This window comes from Bradyrhizobium sp. AZCC 2262 (genome assembly GCF_036924535.1).
In the GTDB taxonomy this organism is placed as follows: Bacteria; Pseudomonadota; Alphaproteobacteria; order Rhizobiales; family Xanthobacteraceae; genus Bradyrhizobium.
Window position 1 is genome coordinate 7,173,286 of the sequence record NZ_JAZHRT010000001.1, and the last position, 19,173, is coordinate 7,192,458.

13 protein-coding genes are annotated in these 19,173 nt (G+C 63.1%); 6 read left to right on the forward strand and 7 right to left on the reverse strand.

Annotation, left to right across the window (positions count from 1 at the left end; all coding sequences use genetic code 11):
* Positions 1 to 125 precede the first annotated feature (125 nt).
* Positions 126 to 1,508 (forward strand): leucyl aminopeptidase family protein, encoded by a 1,383-nt coding sequence (locus tag V1283_RS33710; protein WP_334390923.1) that lies wholly within the window; start codon positions 126 to 128, stop codon positions 1,506 to 1,508.
* Positions 1,501 to 2,343, forward strand: coding sequence for a C40 family peptidase (locus V1283_RS33715; RefSeq protein ID WP_334390924.1), 843 nt, complete (start codon positions 1,501 to 1,503; stop codon positions 2,341 to 2,343). Before V1283_RS33710 ends, V1283_RS33715 begins: the two co-directional genes overlap by 8 nt.
* A 122-nt stretch (positions 2,344 to 2,465) precedes the next feature.
* On the opposite strand, the gene V1283_RS33720 is transcribed toward V1283_RS33715, so the two are convergent.
* The 6 genes from V1283_RS33720 to V1283_RS33745 all read right to left on the reverse strand — a co-directional run bounded on the left by V1283_RS33720 (position 2,466) and on the right by V1283_RS33745 (position 10,930).
* Entirely contained in the window at positions 2,466 to 4,079 is a 1,614-nt protein-coding gene (locus V1283_RS33720; RefSeq protein WP_334390925.1) for an ABC transporter ATP-binding protein, read from the reverse strand.
* A gap of 12 nt (positions 4,080 to 4,091) precedes the next feature.
* Positions 4,092 to 5,270: an ABC transporter permease gene (locus V1283_RS33725; RefSeq protein WP_334390926.1), complete on the reverse strand. Its 1,179-nt coding sequence runs from the start codon at positions 5,268 to 5,270 to the stop codon at positions 4,092 to 4,094.
* Positions 5,270 to 6,376, reverse strand: coding sequence for a microcin C ABC transporter permease YejB (locus tag V1283_RS33730; protein WP_334390927.1), 1,107 nt, complete (start codon positions 6,374 to 6,376; stop codon positions 5,270 to 5,272). The genes V1283_RS33725 and V1283_RS33730 overlap by 1 nt, the downstream gene beginning before the upstream one ends.
* Positions 6,377 to 6,379: 3 nt before the next feature.
* A complete protein-coding gene (locus V1283_RS33735) occupies positions 6,380 to 8,263 on the reverse strand; it encodes an extracellular solute-binding protein (protein ID WP_334390928.1) in 1,884 nt (627 codons plus the stop codon).
* An 11-nt stretch (positions 8,264 to 8,274) separates the two neighbouring features.
* Complete coding sequence (locus tag V1283_RS33740; RefSeq protein WP_334390929.1) at positions 8,275 to 10,170, reverse strand: extracellular solute-binding protein; 1,896 nt, start codon at positions 10,168 to 10,170, stop codon at positions 8,275 to 8,277.
* A gap of 211 nt (positions 10,171 to 10,381) precedes the next feature.
* Positions 10,382 to 10,930 (reverse strand): c-type cytochrome, encoded by a 549-nt coding sequence (locus V1283_RS33745; RefSeq protein WP_334390930.1) that lies wholly within the window; start codon positions 10,928 to 10,930, stop codon positions 10,382 to 10,384.
* A gap of 211 nt (positions 10,931 to 11,141) precedes the next feature.
* On the opposite strand from V1283_RS33745, the gene V1283_RS33750 reads away from it, so the two are divergent.
* Positions 11,142 to 11,882, forward strand: coding sequence for a 3-deoxy-manno-octulosonate cytidylyltransferase (locus tag V1283_RS33750; RefSeq protein WP_334390931.1), 741 nt, complete (start codon positions 11,142 to 11,144; stop codon positions 11,880 to 11,882).
* A 21-nt stretch (positions 11,883 to 11,903) separates the two neighbouring features.
* A complete protein-coding gene (locus tag V1283_RS33755; protein ID WP_334390932.1) occupies positions 11,904 to 12,755 on the forward strand; it encodes a prephenate dehydratase in 852 nt (283 codons plus the stop codon).
* 141 nt (positions 12,756 to 12,896) lie between these two features.
* Here V1283_RS33755 and V1283_RS33760 read toward each other — a convergent pair whose 3' ends face one another.
* Positions 12,897 to 13,916: an LLM class flavin-dependent oxidoreductase gene (locus tag V1283_RS33760; RefSeq protein WP_334390933.1), complete on the reverse strand. Its 1,020-nt coding sequence runs from the start codon at positions 13,914 to 13,916 to the stop codon at positions 12,897 to 12,899.
* Positions 13,917 to 14,301: 385 nt separating this feature from the next.
* Between V1283_RS33760 and metF the strand changes: the two genes are divergently transcribed.
* Positions 14,302 to 15,216, forward strand: a complete 915-nt coding sequence (gene metF / locus V1283_RS33765) for a methylenetetrahydrofolate reductase [NAD(P)H] (protein ID WP_334390934.1) — start codon at positions 14,302 to 14,304, stop codon at positions 15,214 to 15,216.
* 4 nt (positions 15,217 to 15,220) lie between these two features.
* A complete protein-coding gene (gene metH / locus V1283_RS33770; RefSeq protein WP_334393271.1) occupies positions 15,221 to 19,072 on the forward strand; it encodes a methionine synthase in 3,852 nt (1,283 codons plus the stop codon).
* Positions 19,073 to 19,173 lie beyond the last annotated feature (101 nt).

The window sequence follows — 19,173 nt, forward strand, 5'->3', positions numbered from 1 at the left end:
CTCACGGAAATGGATGACGAATGGAGCCGAATGCGCCAGCAATAGACTGTTAACCCTAACGGCCGGTTAATTGGCCGTGCTATGCCAGCCCCACCACCCCACCCGTCCCCTTCCGTGAGACCCGCATGCAATCCCCGTTCGAGACCGTGCCCGACGCCGCTGCCATTCCGATCATTTTCGCTACCAAGACGAATTGGGCCGGGATCGCCAGGGACCTTCCCGAGCAGGCCCGGCAGTTTGCGGCGGCCAACGATTTTACCGCCAAGCCCGGCAAATGCCTGACGCTGCCCGCGCCCGACGGAAAGATCGCGCAGGTCGTTTTCGGCCTCGAGGACGAGAGCAGCAAATCCCGCGACCTGTTCAGGCCCGGCGCCCTGCCCGGTCTGCTGCCGCCGGGCGTCTATCGCTTTGCGAATGCGTCGTATGATGTGCGGCTCGCGACGCTGGCCTTTGCCCTTGGGACCTATCGGTTCGGCCGCTACCGCAAGAACGAAACGCCCGCCGTCCGGCTGGTGCCGCCCGACGGCGTCGATGTCGCCGATATCGCGCGGATGGCGGAGGCGGCAGCACTTGCGCGCGACCTGATCAATACGCCGTCGAACGATATGGGCCCGGAAGAACTGGCGCAGGCCGCGCAAGCGTTGGCGGCGCGGTTCGGCGCCCAGTTCGACTGCATCGTCGGTGATGCGCTCGTGAAGCAGAACTTTCCGCTGATCCACGCCGTCGGCATGGCCTCGACGCGCGCCCCGCGCCTGATCGATCTGAGCTGGGGCGATCCCGCCCACCCCAAAGTGACGCTGGTCGGCAAGGGCGTCTGCTTCGACACCGGCGGTCTCGATTTAAAACCGTCCAGCGGCATGCTGATCATGAAAAAAGACATGGGCGGCGCCGCCAATGTGCTGGCGCTGGCGCAGATGGTGATGGATGCGAAGCTGAAGGTGCGGCTGCGGGTGCTGATCCCCGCGGTCGAGAACGCGGTGGCCGGCAACGCCTTCCGTCCGCTCGACATCTTCAAGTCGCGCAAGGGGCCGACAGTGGAGATCGGCAACACCGACGCCGAAGGGCGGCTGGTGCTGGCGGATGCGCTGGCGCTGGCGGACGAAGAGAAGCCCGACTTGCTGATCGACCTCGGCACCCTGACGGGCGCGGCGCGGGTGGCGCTTGGACCGGATTTACCGCCCTTTTACACCCATGATGAGACGCTCGCCGAAAGCGTCGCAGCCCACGCGAAACGGGAGAACGATCCGTTATGGCGAATGCCGCTGTGGCCGCCCTATGATTCGTGGCTGGATTCGAAGACAGCCGACATCAACAATGCGCCGTCGGGCGGCTTTGCCGGCTCGATCACCTGCGCGCTGTTCCTGCAGCGCTTCGTCACCGATGCAAAAAGCTGGCTGCATGTCGATATCTACGGCTGGACGCCTTCGGCAAAACCCGCGCGCCCCGAAGGCGGCGAATGCCAGGCCGCGCGGGCGATCTACAAACTGCTGAGCGAACGCTATGGATGATCCGCGCCTGACGCCGGCACGACCCGACCTCGCCGCCAAATATCTCGAAGGCAAGGTGAAGGCTGCGCGCTATGTCACCGGCGAGGAATTTTGCGTATGTGAGGCCATTGCGCCGGTGCGCGAGGCGCCGGCCGCAGACGCCATGCTGTCGACGCAGGCGCTGAAGGGCGAGCGCGTCACGATCTACGATCGTGACAGTGAAGGCTTTGCCTGGGGCCAATTGAACGACGATGGCTATGTCGGCTGGATTCCGGAAGGCGCGCTGGCCAAGCCTGCTGCAGCTCCGACGCACAAGGTCACGGCGTTGCGGACCTTTGCGTTTCCGGGACCGTCGATCAAGCTGCCACCGGTCGAGACGCTGCCGATGGGCGCGCGCGTGACGGTTGCCCGTGAAGACGGCGCGTTCGCCGTAACAAGCGAAGGCTGGTATCTGCCACGACGGCATGTCGGCGGCCTCGACGCGATGGAAAAGGATTTCGTCGCGGTCGCCGAACGCCTCGTCGGCACGCCCTATCTCTGGGGCGGCAAGAGCTCGCTCGGCATCGATTGCTCCGGCCTCGTCCAGGTTTCGCTCAACGCCGCCGGCACCGGCTGCCCGCGCGACAGCGACATGCAACAGGATGGCCTCGGGCGGACGCTGAGTCCTGCCGAGATGAAGAAATTGCAACGCGGCGATCTGATCTTCTGGAAGGGACATGTCGCGATCGTCCGCGACACTGAGACCATCGTGCATGCCAACGCGCATCACATGGCAACGGTGGTGGAGAATACGCAGGAAGCGATCGCGAGGATCAAGGCGGCGGGCAGTGAGGTGATTGCGATCAAGCGACTGTAGTCACCCCCTCCACTGTCATCACCCGCGAAAGCGGGTGATCCAGTACTCCGAGACGGGATGTGAGTGAATCGAGAGGCCGCGGCGTACTGGATACCCCGCATGCGCGGGGTACGACGACCGCGTTACAGATCAGGAACTGCCTCGATCCGGAACGCGGCGGCGAACAGGGCGCGCGTGTAGTCGCTCTTTGGATTCTTGAACAGCTGCGCGGCCGGCCCCTCCTCCACCACCTTGCCGTGACGCATCACGATCAGATGGCTGGCCAGCGAGGCCACCACGCGCAGATCGTGCGAGATGAACATATAGGTGAGGTCGCGCTTGCGCTGCAGCTCGCGCAACAAATCGACCATTTGGGCCTGGAACAGCATGTCGAGCGCGCTGGTCGGCTCGTCCAGCACGACGAAATTCGGCTCCAGCACCACCGCGCGGGCGATCGAGATGCGCTGGCGCTGGCCGCCGGAGAATTCATGCGGATAACGGAATCGCGTCTCCGGATCGAGGCCGACGTCTTGGAGCGCCTTGACGACGCGCGTCTCGCGCTCTTCATACGACAGCGACTTCTGATGCACCGAAAGGCCCTCGGCGACGATGTCGCCGACCGACATGCGCGGGCTCAGCGCGCCGAACGGATCCTGAAACACGATCTGCATATCGCGGCGGAACGGCAGCATGTCCTTGAAGCGCAGGCCCTGGATGTTGCTGCCGAGGAACACGATCGGTCCGTCAGAGGAAATCAGCCGGAGCAGCGCCAGCCCCAACGTGGTCTTGCCCGAGCCGGATTCGCCGACGACGCCGAGCGTCTCGCCCTTGCGTACGGCAAGGCTGACGCCATCCACCGCCTTGATGTGGCCGACGGTCGAGCGCAGCAACCCGCGCTTGATTGGAAACCAGACCTTCAGATTGTCGGCCGACATTACCACCGGCGCTTCGGGCCGCGGCGGCGCCGGATCGGGTTTTGGTTCGGCCGCCAGCAGCGCGCGGGTATAGGCATGTTTCGGCGCGGTGAAGACCTCCTCGACCGGCCCCTGCTCAACGATCTTGCCTGAATTCATCACGCAGACGACGTCGGCGATGCGGCGGACGATGCCGAGGTCATGGGTGATGAACAGCATGCTCATGCCGAGCCGGGTGCGGATTTCAGCCAGCAACGCCAATATCTGCGCTTGGACGGTGACGTCGAGTGCGGTGGTCGGCTCGTCCGCGATTAAGAGATCCGGCTCGTTGGCAAGCGCCATCGCGATCATGACGCGCTGGCGCTGGCCGCCCGACAGTTGATGCGGATAGCTCTTCAGGCGGGTTTCGGGATCGGGAATACCGACCTGCGTCAGCAGTTCCAGCGTGCGTGCCCGCGCCACCTGCCCTCTGATGCCGTTGTGCAGCAACAGAATCTCGCCGATCTGCGCCTCGATCGTGTGCAGCGGATTGAGCGAGGTCATCGGCTCCTGGAAGATGATCGAGATGTCGTTGCCGCGAATCTCGCGCATGTCGTTTTCTGCCGCCGTCAGCAGGTCGCGGCCTCCGAAGCGGATGGTGCCGGAAGGGTGCGAGGCGCTCGGATACGGCAGCAGCTTCAGGATCGACAACGCGCTGACGGATTTTCCCGAGCCGGACTCGCCGACCAGGGCCACGCATTCACCGCGCTTGACGGAGAACGAGACGCGATCGACCGCGAGCGTATTGCCGAACGCCACCGAGAGGTCGCGAACATCGAGCAGGGGCTGGTTGATGGCGTCCATGCGCGGGCCCCTCTACCGGAACGTCTTGCGCGGATCGAAGGCGTCGCGCGCGGCTTCGCCGATGAAGATCAAAAGCGACAGCATGATCGCGACCGAGAAGAAGCCGGTGAAGCCGAGCCACGGCGCCTGCACATTGGCCTTGCCCTGCGACAGCAACTCGCCGAGCGACGGCGAACCCGGCGGCAGACCGAAGCCGAGGAAATCCAGCGCCGTCAGCGTCATCACCGAGGACGACACGATGAAGGGCAGGAATGTCATGGTCGCCACCATCGCATTCGGCAGCAAGTGACGGAACATGATGACGGCGTTGGAGACGCCGAGCGCCCGCGCCGCCTGGATATATTCGAAATTGCGCCCGCGCAGGAATTCCGCCCGCACGAGCCCCACAAGCGAAACCCAGGAGAACAGCAAGAGAATGCCGAGCAGGATGAAGAAGCCCGGCGGCAGAACCGCCGATATGATCAGCAGCAGATAGAGCGAGGGTATCGCGGTCCATATCTCAATAAACCGCTGGAAGGTCAGGTCGATCCAGCCGCCGAAATAGCCCTGCACGCCGCCGGCGGCGATGCCGATGATCGAGGACAGGATGGTGAGCGTCAGCCCGAACAGCACCGAAATGCGGAAACCGTAGATCAGGCGCGCGACCACGTCCCGGCTCTGGTCATCGGTCCCGAGCCAGTTGTATTCGAGGTCGCGGCAGCTGTTGAGCCCCTTCTTCTTCACCACCTCCTTGCACTGCTCTTCCGTCAGCATCCAGGTCGGCTTCGACGGCGCCGGGGTCGGCAGGTCGAGATTGTGGGTGTCGTAGGAATAGCGGATCGGCGGCCAGATCATGGTGCCGCCCTTCTCCGCGATCTGCTTCTGCAAATAGGGATCGCGATAGTCGGCGGTGGTTTCGAAATCGCCGCCGAAGGTGGTCTCGGAATAGTTGAAAATGACCGGCCAATAGAGACGGCCGTCATATTTGACGAGGAGCGGCTTGTCGTTGGCAATGAAATTGGCAAACAGCGAGACCACGAAAAGCACCAGGAAGATCCAGAACGACCAATAGCCCCTTCGGTTGGCCTTGAAGTTCTGCCAGCGGCGGCGATTGAGCGGCGACGGCGCAAAGGCATGGCGGGTGGCCGGAACGACTTCGCCGAGCGGCGACTGCGTCGTGGTCTCGACCGGCTGGGGCGCGGTGATCGTCATCAGACCTCACGCGCCTCGAAATCGATCCGTGGATCGATCCACATGTAAGCGAGATCGGAGATCAGGTTGACCACCAGACCGATCAGCGAAAAGATGAACAGCGTGCCGAACACCACCGGATAATCGCGATTCAAGATGCTCTCGAATCCGAGCAGGCCGAGGCCATCGAGCGAGAAGATGGTCTCGATCAACAGCGAGCCGGAGAAGAAGGCGTGAATGAACGCGCTCGGAAAGCCCGCGATCACGATCAGCATCGCGTTGCGGAAGATGTGGTTGTACAGCACCTGGCGTTCACTGCAGCCCTTGGCGCGCGCGGTCATCACATACTGCTTGCGGATCTCGTCGAGGAACGAGTTCTTGGTCAGCAGCGTCATGGTGGCGAATGCGCCGAGCGCCATCGAGACCATCGGCAGCGTGAGGTGCCAGAAATAGTCGATGATCTTCCAGTACCAGGGGAACTGCGACCAGCCGTCGGAAGTCAGCCCGCGCAGCGGGAAGACGTTGAGGAACGAGCCGCCGGCGAACAGGATGATCAACAGGATCGCGAACAGGAATCCCGGGATCGCAAAGCCAACGATGATCACCGCCGAGGTCCAGGTGTCGAACTCCGATCCGTCGGCGACGGCCTTGCGGATGCCGAGCGGGATCGAGATCAGGTAGGTCAGAAGCGTCATCCAGATGCCGAGCGACATCGACACCGGCAGCTTCTCCTTGATCAGCTGGATCACGTTGACGTCGCGGAAATAACTCTTGCCGAAATCGAAGCGCGAGAAATTCCACACCATCAGCGCAAAACGCTCCGGCGCCGGCTTGTCGAAGCCGAACTGCACTTCCAGCTTCTTGATGAAATCAGGATCCAGCCCCTGCGCGCCGCGGTATTTCGAACTGACGGCGTCAGCCGACGCGCCGACCTGGCCGCGCGGCCCGAAATCGCCGCCGCCGCCCGATATCCTCGAAGTGCCGCCGGTGTCGGCGCCAGAGAGCTGCGCCAGCACGCGTTCGACCGGTCCGCCCGGCGCGAACTGCACGACCACGAAGGAGACGAACAGGATCCCGAGCAGCGTCGGGAACATCAGCAGAATTCGGCGGGCGATATAGCTGGTCATGAATTACTTTGCCTGCTCGAGCTTCGCGGCCTTGTTGGCGTCATACCACCATAGGATCCGCTCCCCGACGCTGGATGAGTAACTTTCCATCTGGTAGCGCGGCAAGGTCTTGGGATGGTCGAACACATCCCAATACGCCAGCGGATGCGTGGCGCGGTACCAGTGCGGCACCCAGTACCGCCCGGCGCGGAACACGCGGTCGAAGGCGCGGCAGGCGACCGTCAATTCGGCGCGGGTATCGACGGCCAGAATCTTCTCAAGCAATGCATCGATAACCGGGTCCGCGATACCGGCCAGATTGTAGGACCCCTTGGTCGCGGCGGCCTGCGCGGAGAAGGTCGGGCGTATCGAATCCCCTGGCGTCGCGGAGATCGGGAGGCGCTCCGTGGTCATGTCGAAGTCGAAATCCTCGACGCGGGCGCGGTACTGCACGGCATCGACCAGCCGCAGCGTGGCCTCGATGCCGAGCGTGCCGAGATTCTTGAGGAACGCCGCATGGTGCGGCTGGAACGACGGCTCGTCGAGCAGGAACTCGATCGTGAAAACATCGCCATCGGGCAACAGCCGTTTGCGGTCCTTGACGACAAGGCCGGCATCGGTGAGCAGCTGCGAGGCCTTGCGCAGCAGCGCGCGATCCTGCCCCGAACCATCCGACACCGGCGGCACGAAAGGTTCGCCGAATACTTCGTCCGGCACCTTGCCCCGGAACGGTTCAAGCAGCTTGAGCTCTTCCGGCGACGGCGGACCCGACGCCACCATGTCCGAGTTCTGGAACGGCGAGATGGTGCGCGCATAGGCGCTGTACATCACGGTCTTGTTGGTCCATTCGAAATCGAATGCGTAAATCAGCGCCTCACGTACGCGCGGATCCTTGAACTGCTTGCGGCGGGTGTTCATGAACCAACCTTGCGCGCCCGCCGGGGCCTGATCGGGCACGACCTCACGCTTGACGCGGCCATCCTTGATGGCGGGGAAGTCGTAGCGCGTCGCCCATATCCGCGCGGTGAATTCCTCGCGGTACAGATAGTTCTTGCCGGTAAACCCCTCGAAGGCGACGTCGCGGTCGCGGTAGAACTCGAGGCGCACGGTATCGAAATTGAAAAGACCGCGGCTGACGGGAAGATCCGCTCCCCACCAGTCCTTGACGCGATCGAATTCGATGTAGCGATTGGCTTCGAACCTGCCGACCCTGTACGGCCCCGATCCCAGCGGGGTATCGAGCGTCGTTTCGTCGAACGCCCTGGTCGCGTAATAGGCCTTCGAGAAAATCGGCAGCGTTGCGACATAGAGCGGCACGTCGCGCGCGCGCTTTTCGGCAAACGTCACCACCAGCGTTGCATCGTCGCGCGCTTCGGCCTTCACCATGTCGCGCAGCTGCGTGACGACCAGCGGATGGCCCTTCTCCTTCAGGATGCTGATCGAGAAGGCCGCGTCATGCGCGGTCAGCCTGCTGCCGTCGTGGAAGCGAGCTTCGGGTCGCAGCGTGAACCGGTACGTCAGCTTGTCTGGCGAAATCTGCACGGATTTCGCGACCTGGCCGTACACCGCATCGGGTTCGTCGCCCGCCCGCGCCATCAGCGTCGCAAAGGTCAACTCCATGCCGCATGCGCCTTCGCCTTTCAGGATGAAGGCGTTGAGCGAGTTGAATGTATAGAAGGACTGGTTATTGAGGCGCGAGGTGGGAATGGTCGAGAACAAGCCGCCCTTCGGCGCGGCGAGATTCACGTAGTCGAAATGATGAAAATCGGCCGGGTATTTCAAGTCGCCAAACACCGACATGCCGTGCATCTCGCTGTCGCCATTGTCGGCGGCGGCGGGGCGAAATCGGCTGGCGCTCAGCGCACCGATGCCGAGACCGAGCGCGTGCCGACGGGTGAGTAGCGCCATGCGCGATTCCTTCAACTGCGCTTGCCGATCTTGGCTGCCTTGTCGGCATCGTACCACCACACCGTCGGGAATCCCGACACGCCATATTTGGGCAAGGGGTCTGGATGGCTGAAGCGATCCCAGCGCGCATAGCGCTGGAATCCGTAGTTGAATTGCGTAACGCAATAGAAGTTCCAGAGCAGCACGCGGTCCATCGCCTTGCAGGCCGCGATCTGTTCGGCGCGGTTCTTGGCGAAGATGATGCGCTCGATCAGCGCATCCACCGCGGGGTTCTTGATCCCGCCCATATTGCGGGAGCCGGGCTTGTCCGCCGCTTGCGAGCCGAACCATTCGCGCTGTTCGTTGCCGGGCGACAGCGACTGCCCCCAGACAACGGTCGTCATGTCGAAGTCATAGTCACGCGTGCGGTTTTGATACTGCACGTCATCGACCCGGCGTATGTTCACCGAGATGCCGAGCCGCTCCAGGGAGGGCTTGTAGAACAGGGAGATTCGCTCGTTGCCCTCGTCGGGACACAGGATCTCGACGCTGACAGGCTGTCCCGAGGGATCGACCAGCTTGCGGTCGCGGACTTCGAATCCGGCCTCCTTCAACAGCCGCGTGGCTTCGCGCAGATTGTTGCGGACGGCTTCGGGGGTGCCGTTGACGGGATCCTTGTAGGGTGTCGTGAAAACCTCCGCAGGCACCTTGTCCCGCAGGGGCTCCAGCATTTCCAGTTCGAGGCCCTCGGGAAGTCCGGTCCCCATGAAGTCGGGGATGCCGTCGAAATAGCTGCTATCGCGATGGTACTCGCCGGTCGACAGGGTCCGGTTCATCTCCTCGAAGTCAAAGGCATAGTTGAAGGCGCGGCGCAGCCGCACGTCCTTGAACAGCGGCCGGCGCAGATTGAAGGCCCAGCCCTGCATCCGCCCCGAACTCAGGACCGGAAACTTTTCCTTGATCACCCGCCCGTCATGCACCGCGGGGAAGTCGTAGGCGACCGACCATTCCTTGGCGCTGCGCTCGGAATACCAGTCGAACTGGTCGGCCTTGAAGGCCTGGCGTCCGACGACGTCGTCGCGGAAGAATTCGTAGCGGAGTTCGTCGAAATTGTCCTGGCCAATGCTGTTGGGCAGATCCTTGCCCCAGTAGTCCTTCACCCGTTCGAGCACCAGCGACCGGCCGGCGACAAAATCCTTGATGCGATAGGGTCCCGATCCCAGCGGCGGCTCCAGCGTGGTTGCCGTCACGTCGCGCTTGCGCCCTTGTGCGTCGGTGCCTTCCCACCAATGCTTGGGCAACACGTTGAGCTGGCCGGTGATCAGCGGAAGTTCACGATTGCCGGGGCTGTCGAAGAAGAATTTGACGTCGTGGTCACCGACCTTCTCGGCCTTGACGATATGCTGGTAATAGAAGCGGGCTCTCGGGCTGCTGGCCTTCGACGTTTCAAACGAAAAAACCACGTCTTCCGGGGTCACCGGCTTGCCGTCATGCCACCGCGCCGCCGGACGCAGGCGATAGATTACATAGGAGAAATCATCGGGATAGGTGACGAGTTCGGCCAGCGTACCGTAATAGCTGTCCGGCTCATCGAGCGCCGGGTCCATCAGCGATTGATAGATTCTTGCGACGCCGGCGGGGACTGATCCCTTCAACCCGGCGACCACCATGTTGAAGCTGTCATAGGTACCAAGCTCGAACAGACGGGCGACGCCGCCCTTGGGCGCATCCGGATTGACGTAGTCGAAGCGCTTGAAGTCGACGGGGTATTTGATGTCGCCAAAGGTGGAGATCCCGTGCCGCCATTTCAGTCCATCCGGCGCGGCCTGCGCCAGCGCGGGCGAGGAAACGCCAAAGTTGAGCCCGAGCGCGGGGGCCATGGCGGCTGCGGCAGTGCCTTGCAGAAGATGTCGTCGGGTGATTGCCAAGTGCGGAAATCCTGTTGCTTTAAGGGAGCCAGCCAGCACCCAATATAAGGCAAGGGTTCGACAAAATACGTTGCTTTTTCCTCATGATATCAACATGGGAACCGCGCCGGTGCGGCGAAACGTCCCGATAACAACAACGCGATCACCATGCGCAAACGGCCAGGCATTGCCTGGCCGCTCGCGTCGAAGTCCATGCCGGACTGTCGAAATATTACTTCGCCGCTGTCGGCAGCGGAGCCGGATGTTCCGAAAGCGAGTTCAGATAGGCGATCACGTCGGCGCGCTCGCTGTCCTTCTGAATGCCGGCGAATCCCATCGCCGTACCCGGAATGAAGCCCTTGGGGTTGGCGATGAACTTGTTGAGATCGTCAAAGGTCCAGGTGCCGCCCTTGCCCTTCATGGCAGCGGAGAAATTGAAGCCACGGCCTTCGCCGCGCTTCTCGTTGACGATGCCATAGAGGTTCGGACCGACGCGGTTCGGGCCGCCCTTCTCGAACGTGTGGCAGGCCGCGCACTTCTTGGCGGCGGCTGTGCCCTTCTCGACGGAGGCGGTCTGCAAAAGTTTCTCGATCGGCTCGGAGGGAGCAGCGGCTTCCTTGGCGCCGCCGTGAGAGGTGTCTTCCTTCACGGCGATCTCGAAGCCGGGCTTCTCCAGCGGCTTGGGCGTGAAAATCGCATGAGCGGCAAAGCTCGTCACCAGAACGAGAATGCAGGTGCCGAGGAGAGCACCGATGATCTTGTTGAGTTCGAAGGAGTCCATAGTTGGGTCAGGCTCCAGGCCGGGAAGGTCGACTGAAGGCCGGCAAAACGGCCGCGAATGCGCGTCAGGAATCAGCCTTTCGCGCCGCACCCTCAGCAGGGTTGAGATATCGGTTTGCCCGGGCTCTGGCAACCCGTATAAACGCCCCGACTTTCCACCGATCCCCCATTATTTCCGGCCTGTTTTTGCTGGCCGGCTGACCTCGTTCCGGATGACCGAAACCCGAATTCTAGTGCTGATTCCCGCCCGCATGGCGGCGACCCGCCTGCCCGGCAAGCCGCTCCTCGATATCGGCGGCCTGCCGATGATCGTCCACGTGCTGCGCCGGGCCGAGGAGGCCAAAATCGGCCGGGTGGCGGTCGCCACCGACACGCCCGAGATCGCGGCCGCCGTGAAGGCCGCCGGCGGCGAGGTGGTGATGACCCGTGCCGATCATCCCTCCGGCTCCGACCGGATCCATGAGGCCATGCGGACGATCGATCCCGACGGCCGGGCCGAGATTGTGGTCAACCTGCAGGGCGACTTTCCCACGATCGCGCCGGACACGATCCGCGCCGCGCTTCCCCCGCTCGACGACCCCGCCGTCGACATTGCGACGCTGGCCTCGCAGATACATACCGAGGAAGAGGACCAGGCCCCCAGCGTGGTGAAGGCGGTCGGCTCGCCAATCGGCCCGAACCGGCTTCGTGCGCTCTACTTCACCCGCGCCACGGCGCCCCATGGCGACGGCCCCCGCTACCATCACATCGGCCTCTACGCCTATCGCCGCGCCGCGCTGGAACGGTTCGTGGCGCTGCCGCCGTCTCCGCTGGAGCAGCAGGAGAGGCTCGAGCAACTGCGCGCGCTGGAGGCCGGGATGCGGATCGACATCACCCTCGTCGACAGCGTGCCGCGCGGCGTCGACACCCCTGCCGACCTTGAAACCGCCCGCCGCATACTGGCAAAAGCCTGAGCCGCTGCTAAAAGGCCCCGCATGACCAAAAAGCTCAAAATCGCATTCCAGGGCGAGCCTGGCGCGAATTCCCATATCGCGATCGTCGAGGCGTACCCGGACGCCGAGCCGGTTCCCTGCGACACCTTCGAGGACGCGCTGGCCGCGATCTCCTCCGGCGAGGCCGATCTCGGCATGATCCCGATCGAGAATTCGGTCGCTGGCCGGGTCGCCGATATCCACCATTTGCTGCCGGCGTCCGGCCTGTTCATCGTCGGCGAATGGTTTCTGCCGATCCGCCATCAGTTGATGGCGCCGAAGGGTGCAAAACTCTCCGACATCAAGACGGTGGAGAGCCACGTCCACGCGCTCGGCCAGTGCCGCCGCATCATCCGCAAGCTCGGCATCAAGCCGATCGTCGCGGCCGATACCGCCGGCAGCGCGCGGGACGTTTCCGAACGCAAGGACAAGAGCGTTGCCGCGATCGCGTCGCGGCTGGCGGCCGATATCTACGGCCTCGATATCCTCGCTGAGGACGTCGAGGACGAGGCCCACAACACCACGCGCTTTGTCGTGCTGGCGCGCGAGGCCAATTGGGCCAGGCAAAACTCTGGTCCGCTGGTCACCACTTTTGTTTTCCGGGTGCGCAATTTGCCCGCCGCGCTCTACAAGGCGCTCGGCGGCTTTGCCACCAATGGCGTCAACATGACGAAATTGGAAAGCTACATGGTCGACGGCGAATTCTCCGCCACGCAATTCTATGCCGACGTCGACGGCCATCCCGAGGACAAGGGTCTCGCCTTCGCGCTGGAAGAACTGAAGTTCTTCTCGCGCGAATTCCGCATCGTCGGCGTCTATCCCGGCCACCCGTTCCGGGAGACGTTCAGCGAGTAGGCGGATTGAGGTGGTTCTGTCGTCCCTGCGAAAGCAGGGACCCATAGCCACCGAACGCAATTGGGTTAAAAGGCGTCAGCCACACTGCCTCATCGATAGATCACGCGGTATGGGTCCCTGCGTTCGCAGGGACGACACTGTTTATGCCGCCGCCTTCTTGCCCAGACCAAACGCATCCGCGAGCAGGCTGTACGATTTCTTCCGCGCCTCGTGGTCGTACACCGCCGTGATGATCATCAACTCATCAGGCTGGCTCGCCGCAATCATCGGCTGCAGCTTCGACAGGATCGTCGCGGGGCTGCCGACGAACAGCCGCGAACGGTTGCGCGCGACGGAAGCGCGCTCGGCGTCGCTGTAGTTATAGGCCAGTGCTTCCTCGACACTCGGCAACGGCAGATATTGCCCGCGATCGCGGCGCAGGCGGTTGAGGTCCATCGAGGACGCCAGATTTTCGGCTTCCGCATCGGTTTCGGCGGCGACCGCTGCGACGGCGAGGATGCCGTGCGGGCCTTCCCGCCAACCGGACGGCTTGAAGTGGCTGCGGTAGTTCGTCATCGCCGCGACCGCGTCATAGGACGCAAAATGATGCGCGAACGCAAAACCCATGCCGACTTGCGCCGCCAACTCCGAACTATAATCGCTCGAGCCGAGCAGCCAGATCGGCGGCAGCGGCGTGTCGTCTGGCATTGCCACCACATTGTTGTAGGGGTGGCCGGCCGGGAAATCGCGGGTCTCCCACAACACCAGTTCACTCAGCCGTTCGAGAAAATCGTCACCCTCGCGGCGATCGAGCCGGCTGCGCAGCGCATGCGCCGTCGCCCCGTCGGTGCCGGGCGCACGGCCGAGTCCGAGATCGATGCGGCCGGGAAACAGCGCCTCCAGCATCTTGAAGCGCTCGGCCACGACCAGCGGCGCGTGGTTGGGCAGCATCACGCCGCCGGAGCCGACGCGGATATTCTTGGTCACCGCGGCGATCTGCCCGATCATCAGGTCGGGCGCCGGGCTCGCCACCGAGGCCAGGTTGTGGTGCTCGGCGAGCCAGTACCTGATATAGCCGAGCCCATCGACATGGCGCGCCAGATCGATGCTGTTCTGCAGCGCGTGGGCCGGGCGGGTGCCTGTGGTAACGACGGAGAGGTCGAGGACGGAAAGCGGGATCATGGCGCTAAACTAGTGCGGCAAGCGAGGGCGACAAAGGCCCGGCCGGCGCAGATCAGGCCCGCGCTTGTGTGGAAAGGAAGTGTCGCACCGCAGACCATGAGTGGGACGAAATGTGACAAATTCGATAAGATACACCATTACCCACGATCATTGATGGGGGACATAAGCAGCGCCGTTTCTTAATTCCATTGTTTTTACTATATAAATATGCATCGAGGTTCTGCCCACCGCACCCCTTACAATATCCTCATTTCGTATATTTGTTGATATTATTGGGCTATTTCCCATGATGGATGGGCTGTTTGGTTGGTCCCATTTGGCCTATTTTAGCTGCTCGCCGCTAGGCCTGATGCCCGCCCATCCTTCTGGAGCCCTGTGAAGTGCCATGACCGAGATTACGCCCTCCGCTTTCGACGGCCATCGCGCGCTGCATTCGCCAAAAATCTCCTTCGAGTTCTTTCCGCCCAAGACGGAAGAGATGGAGCGGAGCCTGTGGGAGACCATCAACCGGCTGGCACCGCTGACGCCGAATTTCGTGTCCGTGACCTATGGCGCCGGGGGATCGACCCGGGAACGCACCCATTCGACCATCGCCCGCATCCTGAAAGAGACCCGCCTGACGCCCGCCGCGCATTTGACCTGCGTCGGCGCGCCGAAGGGCGAGATCGACGACGTGGTGGCGCGCTATCACGAGATTGGCGTCCGCCACATCGTGGCGCTGCGCGGCGATCCGACCACCGGTATCGGCACTGCCTATCATGCCCACCCGGACGGCTATCAGAGTTCACCCGACCTGGTCGAAGGCATCAAGAAGCGCTATCCCGATATCGAAATCTCGGTTTCCGCCTATCCCGAAAAACATCCGGAGAGCCCGACCATCGATACCGATATCGACACGCTGAAGGCCAAGGTCGACGCCGGCGCGGCGCGGGCGATCACGCAGGTGTTCTTCGATAACGACCTCTACTTCCGCTACCTGGATCGCGTCCGCGCCCGCGGCATCGAAATTCCGGTCGTGCCCGGCATCATGCCGATGCACAATTTCAAGCAAGCGCGGAGTTTCGTGACACGCGCGGGCACCACGGTGCCGACTTGGCTGGCGGACAAGTTCGAAGGCCTCGACGACGACGCCGAGACGCGCAAGCTGGTTGCCGCGACCGTCGCGGCCGGCCAGGTGCAAAAGCTCGCCAAGCACGGCGTCGATACCTTTCACTTCTACACCATGAACCGCGCGGACCTCGTGTTCGCGATCAGCCATTTGCTGGGCATTCGCCCCAATGGCGCGCAGAAAGCCGCCTGATCCGATGACCGCTTCGATTTCGCCTAAGCGAACCGCCCTGCTCGCCGCCGCCCGCGAACGCATTTTGGTGCTCGACGGCGCCATGGGGACCATGATCCAGGGCCTGCAGTATGACGAGGCCGCGTTTCGCGGCACGCGTTTTGCGGATTTCCATCGCGATATCAGAGGCAATAACGACCTGCTGATCCTGACGCAGCCGCAGGCGATCGAGGACATCCACGCGGCTTACCTGCGCGCGGGCGCCGACATCGTCGCCACTAACACGTTCTCCTCGACCTCGATCGCGCAGGCCGACTACGACATGTCGGACCTCGCCTATGAGCTGAACCGCGACGGCGCGAAACTCGCGCGCGCCGCGGCGGAACGCGTCAGCGCCGAGGACGGCAAGCCGCGTTTCGTTGCCGGCGCGCTGGGACCGACCAACCGAACGGCTTCGATCTCGCCCGACGTCTCCAATCCCGGCTATCGCGCCGTCACCTTCGACGATCTGCGCAAGGCCTATGGCGAGCAGATCAACGGCCTGCTCGACGGCGGCGCGGATATGCTGCTGGTCGAAACCATTTTTGACACGCTGAACGCCAAGGCGGCGCTCTACGCGATTTCGGAAATCACCGAACAACGCGGCATCGACGTGCCCGTGATGATCTCCGGCACCATTACCGACAAGTCGGGCCGGCTGCTGTCGGGGCAATTGCCGGAAGCGTTCTGGAATTCAGTGCGCCACGCCAAGCCGATCACCATCGGATTCAACTGCGCGCTCGGCGCCGAGGATCTGCGCGCGCATATCGCCGATATCGGCCGCGTCGCCGATACGCTGGTGTGCGCCTATCCGAATGCCGGCCTGCCCAACGAATTCGGCCAGTATGACGAGACGCCGGAATACATGGCGCGGCTGATTGGCGAATTTGCCGAAGCTGGCCTCGTCAACATCGTCGGCGGCTGCTGCGGCACCACGCCGGACCATATCGCGGCGATTGCCGCAGCGGTGGCCCCGCACAAGCCCCGCGCGGTTCCGACGATCGAGCCGCGGCTGCGGCTGTCAGGCCTCGAGCCGTTCGAACTGACGCCCGCGATCCCCTTCGTCAACGTCGGCGAGCGCACCAACGTCACGGGATCGGCAAAATTCCGCAAGCTCGTTACGGCAGGCGACTACACCGCTGCGCTGCAGGTAGCGCGCGACCAGGTCGAGAACGGCGCGCAGATCATCGACGTCAACATGGACGAGGGCCTGCTCGATTCCGAAGCCGCGATGGTGACCTTCCTCAACCTCGTCGCCGCCGAGCCTGATATCGCCCGCGTGCCCGTGATGGTCGACTCCTCGAAATTCAACGTGATCGAGGCCGGCCTGAAATGCGTTCAGGGCAAACCTGTGGTGAATTCGATCTCGATGAAGGAAGGCGTGGAGAAATTCATCCACGAGGCCCGGATCGCGCGCCGCCATGGCGCCGCCGTCGTGGTGATGGCGTTCGACGAGGTTGGTCAGGCCGACACGTTCGCGCGCAAGACCGAGATCTGCAAGCGCGCCTACGACATCCTCGTCAACGACGTCGGCTTTCCGCCCGAGGACATCATCTTCGATCCGAATATCTTTGCGATCGCGACAGGCCTGGAAGAGCACAACAATTACGGCGTCGACTTCATCGAGGCGACGCGCTGGATCCGCCAGAACCTGCCGCATGCGCATATCTCTGGCGGCGTCTCCAATCTCTCGTTCTCGTTCCGCGGCAACGAGCCGGTGCGCGAGGCGATGCACTCGGTGTTCCTGTATCACGCGATTCATGCCGGCATGGACATGGGCATCGTCAATGCCGGGCAGATGATCGTCTATGACGACATCGACCCCGAGCTGCGCCAGGTGTGCGAGGACGTCATCCTCAACCGCGACCTAGGCGCCTCCGAGCGGCTCTTGGCGCTGGCGGAAAAATTCCGCGGCAAGGAGAAGCAGACCAGGGAGCAGGATCTCGCCTGGCGCGAATGGCCGGTCGAAAAGCGGCTGTCGCATGCGCTGGTGCACGGCATCACCGAATTCATCGAGGAAGACACCGAAGCCGTGCGGCTGACGGTCGAGCGGCCGCTGAACGTGATCGAAGGCCCGCTGATGGCCGGCATGAACATCGTCGGCGATCTCTTCGGTGACGGAAAAATGTTCCTGCCGCAGGTGGTGAAGTCCGCCCGCGTGATGAAGCAGGCGGTCGCCTATCTGATGCCGTTCATGGAAGAGGAAAAGGCGCGCAATCTCGCCAATGGCGTGACCAGCGACGGCCGCAACGCCGCCGGCAAGATCGTGCTCGCCACCGTCAAGGGCGACGTCCACGACATCGGCAAGAACATCGTCGGCATCGTGCTGCAATGTAACAATTTTGAAGTCATCGACCTCGGCGTCATGGTACCCGCGACCAAGATCATCGAGACCGCCAAGACCGAGGGCGCAGATATCATCGGGCTCTCCGGCCTAATCACGCCCTCGCTCGACGAGATGAGTTTTTTGGCCGGCGAAATGGAGCGGCAGGGCATGAAGATGCCGCTGCTGATCGGCGGCGCCACCACGAGTCGCGTCCATACCGCCGTCAAGATCGACCCGAACTACAAGGGCGGACCGGTGGTGCATGTCAACGACGCCAGCCGCGCCGTTGGCGTGGCGTCCTCGCTGCTCTCGCCCGACAAGCGCGAGGCCTATGCCGCCGACATCCGCGCCGAATACGCCAAGATTTCCGCGGCGCATTTCCGCGCGCAGGCCGACAAGAAGCGGCTGAAGCTGGCCGACGCCCGCGCCAACGCGGTCAAGGCCGACTTCGCCAAGACGCCGCCGAAGAATCCGGCGTTTCTCGGCATCAAGAGCTTTGACGCCTACGATCTGGCCGAGCTCGCCGAATACATCGACTGGACGCCGTTCTTCCAGACCTGGGAATTGACCGGACGTTTCCCGGCCATCCTCGACGATCCCAAGATCGGCGAAGTCGCACGCTCGCTTTACGACGACGCGCGCAAGATGCTCGACCTCATCATCAAGGGAAGATGGTTCAAGGCGCGCGCCACCATCGGCTTCTGGCCGGCCAATGCCGACGGCGACGATATCGCCGTCTATGCCGACGACAGCCGCAAGAAGAAAATCGCGACCTTCCACACCTTGCGCCAGCAACTGGAGAAGCGCGAAGGCCGCTTCAACGCCGCGCTGTCTGATTTCATCGCACCCGCATCATCGGGCGTGCCTGATTATATCGGCGCCTTCGTCGTCACCGCCGGGATCGGCGAGGACGCGGTCGCCGACCGCTTCAAGAACGCCAATGACGACTACTCCTCGATCCTGTGCAAGGCGCTGGCCGACCGTCTCGCCGAAGCCTTTGCCGAGCGGATGCACCAGCGCGTGCGCAAGGAATTCTGGGGTTACGCGCCGGACGAGGCGCTGGCGTCCGATCAGTTGATCCTGGACCAATATGCCGGCATCCGCCCGGCACCCGGCTATCCCGCGCAGCCCGATCACACCGAGAAGGCGACGCTGTTCCGCCTGCTCGATGCGGAAAACACCGCCGGCGTGAAGCTGACCGAAAGCTTTGCGATGTGGCCGGGCTCGTCGGTGTCGGGGCTCTATTTCTCCCACCCCGAAAGCTTCTATTTCGGCGTTAGCAAGATCGAGCGCGACCAGGTCGAGGATTATGCCGCGCGCAAGGGCATGAGTGTCGCCGAGACCGAACGCTGGCTGGCGCCGGTGCTGAACTATATTCCCTCGCAGGAGCAGGCGGCCGCGAAGGCACCGACGGTGGCCGAGATCATCCCCGCCAACGACGTCGCCTCGCATCCGCCCGGTTGCACCTGCGCCGTGCATCTGGCCTGGCGCAAGAAGGCCGTAGGGGCCTGATAGCTACTTTCTTCCCTTCTCCCCTTGTGGGAGAAGGTGGCGCGGACGAAGTCCGTGCCGGATGAGGGGTCTCTATCCGCGGAAAGAACCCCTCACCCGTC

Bases quoted from the DNA above. Each gene is read 5' to 3' on its own strand.
- V1283_RS33720 (WP_334390925.1), bottom strand. From the start codon at position 4,079: ATGGACGCCATCAACCAGCCCCTGCTCGATGTTCGCGACCTCTCGGTG.
- V1283_RS33725 (WP_334390926.1), bottom strand. From the start codon at position 5,270: ATGACGATCACCGCGCCCCAGCCGGTCGAGACCACGACGCAGTCGCCG.
- V1283_RS33750 (WP_334390931.1), top strand. From the start codon at position 11,142: ATGACCGAAACCCGAATTCTAGTGCTGATTCCCGCCCGCATGGCGGCG.
- V1283_RS33745 (WP_334390930.1), bottom strand. From the start codon at position 10,930: ATGGACTCCTTCGAACTCAACAAGATCATCGGTGCTCTCCTCGGCACC.
- V1283_RS33735 (WP_334390928.1), bottom strand. From the start codon at position 8,263: ATGGCGCTACTCACCCGTCGGCACGCGCTCGGTCTCGGCATCGGTGCG.
- V1283_RS33730 (WP_334390927.1), bottom strand. From the start codon at position 6,376: ATGACCAGCTATATCGCCCGCCGAATTCTGCTGATGTTCCCGACGCTG.
- V1283_RS33755 (WP_334390932.1), top strand. From the start codon at position 11,904: ATGACCAAAAAGCTCAAAATCGCATTCCAGGGCGAGCCTGGCGCGAAT.
- V1283_RS33760 (WP_334390933.1), bottom strand. From the start codon at position 13,916: ATGATCCCGCTTTCCGTCCTCGACCTCTCCGTCGTTACCACAGGCACC.
- V1283_RS33715 (WP_334390924.1), top strand. From the start codon at position 1,501: ATGGATGATCCGCGCCTGACGCCGGCACGACCCGACCTCGCCGCCAAA.
- V1283_RS33710 (WP_334390923.1), top strand. From the start codon at position 126: ATGCAATCCCCGTTCGAGACCGTGCCCGACGCCGCTGCCATTCCGATC.
- metF (WP_334390934.1), top strand. From the start codon at position 14,302: ATGACCGAGATTACGCCCTCCGCTTTCGACGGCCATCGCGCGCTGCAT.
- metH (WP_334393271.1), top strand. From the start codon at position 15,221: ATGACCGCTTCGATTTCGCCTAAGCGAACCGCCCTGCTCGCCGCCGCC.